The 4,796-nt window shown below is 32.6% G+C and carries 5 protein-coding genes; all 5 read right to left on the minus strand.

The features are described from left to right. Positions 1 to 110 precede the first annotated feature (110 nt). The 5 genes from ACFHWD_RS20355 to ACFHWD_RS20375 all read right to left on the minus strand — a co-directional run bounded on the left by ACFHWD_RS20355 (position 111) and on the right by ACFHWD_RS20375 (position 4,476). Positions 111 to 299, minus strand: a complete 189-nt coding sequence (locus ACFHWD_RS20355) for a hypothetical protein (RefSeq protein WP_179977692.1) — start codon at positions 297 to 299, stop codon at positions 111 to 113. Positions 300 to 475: 176 nt separating this feature from the next. Then, positions 476 to 823 (minus strand): hypothetical protein, encoded by a 348-nt coding sequence (locus ACFHWD_RS20360; RefSeq protein ID WP_150356832.1) that lies wholly within the window; start codon positions 821 to 823, stop codon positions 476 to 478. A gap of 118 nt (positions 824 to 941) precedes the next feature. Further along, on the minus strand, positions 942 to 1,385 hold the full coding sequence (locus ACFHWD_RS20365) for a hypothetical protein (protein ID WP_150356831.1): 444 nt from the start codon (positions 1,383 to 1,385) through the stop codon (positions 942 to 944). A gap of 15 nt (positions 1,386 to 1,400) precedes the next feature. Beyond that, the gene (locus ACFHWD_RS20370) at positions 1,401 to 1,889 is read right to left on the minus strand and encodes a DUF5697 family protein (protein WP_179977693.1); all 489 of its coding nucleotides are present in this window, start codon (positions 1,887 to 1,889) and stop codon (positions 1,401 to 1,403) included. A 256-nt stretch (positions 1,890 to 2,145) separates the two neighbouring features. Then, positions 2,146 to 4,476, minus strand: coding sequence for a VirD4-like conjugal transfer protein, CD1115 family (locus ACFHWD_RS20375; RefSeq protein WP_378062919.1), 2,331 nt, complete (start codon positions 4,474 to 4,476; stop codon positions 2,146 to 2,148). Between the last annotated feature and the right edge of the window lie 320 nt (positions 4,477 to 4,796).

Here is a 4,796-nt window from a genome sequence, read left to right on the forward strand (position 1 = left end):
CTATAAATCTACTAAAAAATTGTCTTGACAAAGGGGTGCACTTTAGATATATATTCCTTTATTAGCGCCTTCTATATACATAGTTCCTATAAATTCACGAATTCCCTTAACTAATTCAGTATGTTCTGCGTTTGACTTGAACTAAAATTAGGATCAGTTGATGTTACCTCAAATTGGTTATATTCATCATCACAATAGGATACATATAACTCCCAAGCACCAGTTTTTACATCTTTTAATATAGAAACATAATCATAATTTTGCAATTCCTTGCTCATCCCAATTAAGTTCTTGTTCATATCATTAAAATTCTTGTTGACAGCCTTTATTGGTTCACATTTATGGCTTACTGTTTTTCTATTAATAAATTCCCTTCATCCTGAACAGAGTTTTTCTGAATTGAGGAGATTATATTTTTTAAATCTAAAGAAATTTCATTTTCATCACTCATTTTTTCTGTAACCTCCTATAATTTTTAAAATTCAGTTTCATTAATTATTTTACATTCAATTTCGTTTTCTTCAAAAACTCTAACAAGATTTTCAACATCATCTTTCGCACGGGAATTTCCTAGAGTCCATTTATATCTATCATATATAAGCGGAAAAGATACAAAATTTTCTTTAATTGGGACTACTACAACTTCGTACTTACTAGGGAATATTAATGTTGATGATTTTTCATCCATTATTTCATAGTTATCCCTTTTTCCGTATAAGCCATAAAAACCTACTTTAATCATGGAAATTCCTTTACTTTTAAACATGCCTACAAATTTTTGTATGTCAGGTTTATTGTAGTTAAAAAGTTCTTTCCATTTCATTATAATTTGCTCCCTCCTTACAACACCTCATTATGGATTTTGTTATATTTTTCAAATAGCAAAATCCCAACTCTGCTATAAATATACCAACCATATAGATTAAATACTATCCTTAATTTCACAGATTATTGCTTTCATTATTGGATTTTTTCTTGGCATCTTCTATGGATTCATCATCCAAGGCCTGGTAGATGTATTCATACAAATCATTTTCTCTCTGCCAAATCGTACTTTCATTGTAATTTAAGATTATACTTATCTTGCTGTTTAAAAATCCCTTCTTGAATCTCATATCTAAAATTTCACAGTCATTCTTGTTGGTTTTTCTAATGGATTCCATTATCAAATCTATCTGGCAGTTGTTGAACTTTAAAGTTTTTATTTTTCTCTTTATTGAATCTATTTTTTTCAATATTTTTTCTTTCTCAATATCGGTAATAAGTTTATTTTCGCTTAGCCCATAATTTAACACTTCTAGTTGCCTTTCAAATAAAGCTATTAAAGCAAGATCCCTGTAATAACTCTTTAAAATTTGAGTTACAATTCTAGTATGTTTCTTCATATGATTTACCGCCCCTTATATCAACTTTTTTGTTTTATCTATGAAAAACTTGTATTTTTTCCCCGGTATACTTATTTTTCTTATTTGTTTTTCATCATCAACAATAATTATTATCCTCATGGAGTTGCTCTTCTCCATGGCAGGAACAATCACAGACTCTTGTCCGTCTTTAACCAGTGCTATGTCAAAAAATTTGTTTCCCTCTATAAAAGACAAAATATAAGGGAATTTTGATACAGTACACCAGCTTGCACCAAACATTTTATGTATATAGCTATAGGCATCTAATGCCTTAAGTAAATCTCTGTTTATTTTATCAACTGTTGGGTAAAGTAAAAGGTCTCCCTCTTTTTTAAGATAAGGAACTTGTTTTGCCATAAGAGGTTCTATCAATTCATCTATATCATTAATTCCAGTTATGTCTTTTATTTGGGAAATAGTAAGATGCCCAAACTGCTTCAATAAATCCATTATTTGTTTTTGATCTTTTGATAAATAAAACACGTAATCAACTCCAATGCATTTATTTTAGAAGGGAGGGCTTTGCCTATGGCAAAACCCTTATAAAGACATAAATACACAAACATGAAAAACTATGATATGACAATTAAATTAAGATAAGATTTTATCCTATATTTTTTTACCCTCATTTACATGATAACTAAAAATCAAAAAAATAACCTTGTTTTAAAATTGTTTTTTATTTATTTAAAATTTTATTTTTATTGGCATCAGAAATGTTTTAGAACTCATTGATTTTTTACCAGAAGGACTCCTCATCCTCTTGGGTGTCATGTTCATCCTGCAGAAAACCGTCTTCCTTAAAATTTTCACAATCCTTAAAGAAATTTAATTGAGCACTCTTTTCCATAGGTTTTTTATCTCTCAACTTTTCCAGCCTGTGTATTTCATTTTCTATTTCCTCCCTTGACAATTCGTCATACCTCTTCACTTCATCAAATTTATTTTCAACTTGCAACTTTTCGCCTTCATTATTTTTGTTGTTATTTTTTTCTTCGATCATAGAAATTTCTTCATTTTTTGATTCACTGGATACAATATCAGTCTTTTCTTCTTTCCCCTGCTCCACAAAATCTTGCGCAACTGCTTTCCTATCCTCTTGTAAATTATTTTGTAAACCCTTTGGAACAACTTTTGACTCATCATTTCCTACGGCAGAATTTATTTTTTCTTCTACAATCTTTAGGATTTTACTTATAAAAATCAGTATTTCTTTTTCTGAAATTCTGAGGCGTGAAAATTCTTTCATAGGCTTTTTCTTACGTTTTCTAACCTCTTGCATTGCCCTTTCAATCATTTTTTCTTCGTCCAGATAATATTTTTCAGCCCACGGAAGCTTGTAGTCTCTAATGCCAGTTGGTTTAAGATGTTTTGCCATCTCATGCTCTGAATAATCCATTTTATACAGCATTAACGGCTGCTCTCCTCTATACATGAGTATGGCTTTCTTTCTGTCAAGTCTCAAGAGTTCGTCAGGGTTTTGCAGATTTCTTCCACTTGGTGATACATTCTGGGATCCAAAATCAGCTATTCCTTCAATTCCAGCTTTTTTGTTTGAAGAATGGGATTCCACCGTAGTAGGCCCTATATGTTCCGAAACTTGTTTTGCCGTCATGTCGTCGGATGCCCCCAAGAACAGCTGACTGTCACAGTTACCCAGGATTTCAAACCATGCATCATGTGGATATCTGTTCTTGAGTTGGGCTATGTTTTGGAATATTATAAAACATATTATACCCCTGGATCTTAAAGTAGATATCTTCTTTTTAAAACCAGGTATAGCACCAATATTTGGAAATTCGTCAAGAATAAAATACACTTCCTGCTGCTCTTCAATTGGTATCATCTTTTTGTAAAAATCAGCATACTTGGTGAGTTTCATAAATAGAAATGAGAAAAATAGACTTGCTACAAAGTCAAATGTACTTTCTGAATCGGATGTGATACAGAAATAAGCAGTTTTTTCATATTTAGGTGCTGTAAGATCTATATCACTTGTTGCAGTCAGGTTCTGGACTATTTCATTCTGGAAAATCTGCAACTTGGATCCAAGACCTATTACTATATTAGGCTTTATCTTGTCACTTGCCTGTGAATATATGGCATAAGGCATTTTGGCCGGATTTGTGCTGTCAAGCTGTGCAAACATTGCATCAAGTATCACTACATTTTTTGTCACTAGCATAGAATATACTGTCGCCAGATTTCTGTTTCCTTCCGGTACTACAGTGACTACATATAGCACTAGTGCTTTTAAAAGGTTCATCTCAGACTTTTCCCAGAACTCGTCCACTTTTCCATCAACCGGCCTTGTATTTGCCATAACAGTTTCGGCAAAACTCTGGGCTGAAATATCATCCGTAACTTCTGCCAGCGGGTTCCATCTATCCGAATGTATCATATGAACCAGGTTCAGCACCTTCACATTGTATCCTTCATGGTCTCTCAAAAAAGGCGCCATATCCTCAAATATCTCAGCTTTTGGATCAGTTATAACCATGGATTGTCCCATCCTGGCTATCTGCATTATTTGATTCCTAACAAACGCCCTTGATTTACCTGTACCTGCAGCACCATAAACAGCAACATTTTTGTTTGCTGTCACCGGAAGTGAAAGAGCAACGGTTTCAAATTTTCCTGACCTTCTAAGTTCTATACTGCCGCCTTTTTCTAGCTTTCCAAAGATTATTCCGCTGCCTGAAGTCCCGCTTTTAACAGTGAATATTTCCCTGGCCCTTTCATATGGCATCCATTCTGCAGTTCCGTATGTTCCCTGTTCAGGTATAGCGATAGGCCCGTCCTCTTTTTTATGACTTACGTGGCCTGCAACAAAAATCAGACCTGCAACAAAGCCAAAGAAAACAATGAAACATTTGAACCATTTGAAAAATACCATTTTATTTGCTATGAGAAGTTTCAGATTGCCTGCAAAACTTTGAGTTCCGTATGCATTGACAATATCTTCGACATGCCCTGAACTTGTAGCTATTATTGGTACAAACAAATATATGCTTATTATGAAGACAAGTATAAAGGCTACAGTATATTTAATTTTATTATTCTTAGACATTCAACCATCCTTTCCAACCTACATTTCTTCTCGGTCAGCTCAAGGATAGCATCTAAATATCGGTTTAAAATTTAGCATTTTCTTATTTATTATTTGGGTAAAAATTTGGATGAAAAACGAAATGAATGTTTGTCTCATTTTATATTAATAAAATCTCATTTAATGTATAAATATGTAATTGGACAAATTTCTATTAAAAATATTTAAAATGATAAACTTATAAATTTTTTCTAATATGAACTATACTTTAAAAGGGATTGAAGATTTTATATTTTGTGAACTACATCTCCATTGAAATGGAGAGCTTCGGATTCCCAATA

This window comes from Clostridium sp. MT-14 (genome assembly GCF_042436595.1).
In the GTDB taxonomy this organism is placed as follows: domain Bacteria; phylum Bacillota; class Clostridia; order Clostridiales; family Clostridiaceae; genus Clostridium_B; species Clostridium_B aromativorans.

What these genes read in the sequence shown, in the direction of transcription:
- ACFHWD_RS20355 (WP_179977692.1), bottom strand. Translation starts at nt 299, where the DNA reads ATGAACAAGAACTTAATTGGGATGAGCAAGGAATTGCAAAATTATGAT.
- ACFHWD_RS20360 (WP_150356832.1), bottom strand. Translation starts at nt 823, where the DNA reads ATGAAATGGAAAGAACTTTTTAACTACAATAAACCTGACATACAAAAA.
- ACFHWD_RS20365 (WP_150356831.1), bottom strand. Translation starts at nt 1,385, where the DNA reads ATGAAGAAACATACTAGAATTGTAACTCAAATTTTAAAGAGTTATTAC.
- ACFHWD_RS20375 (WP_378062919.1), bottom strand. Translation starts at nt 4,476, where the DNA reads ATGTCTAAGAATAATAAAATTAAATATACTGTAGCCTTTATACTTGTC.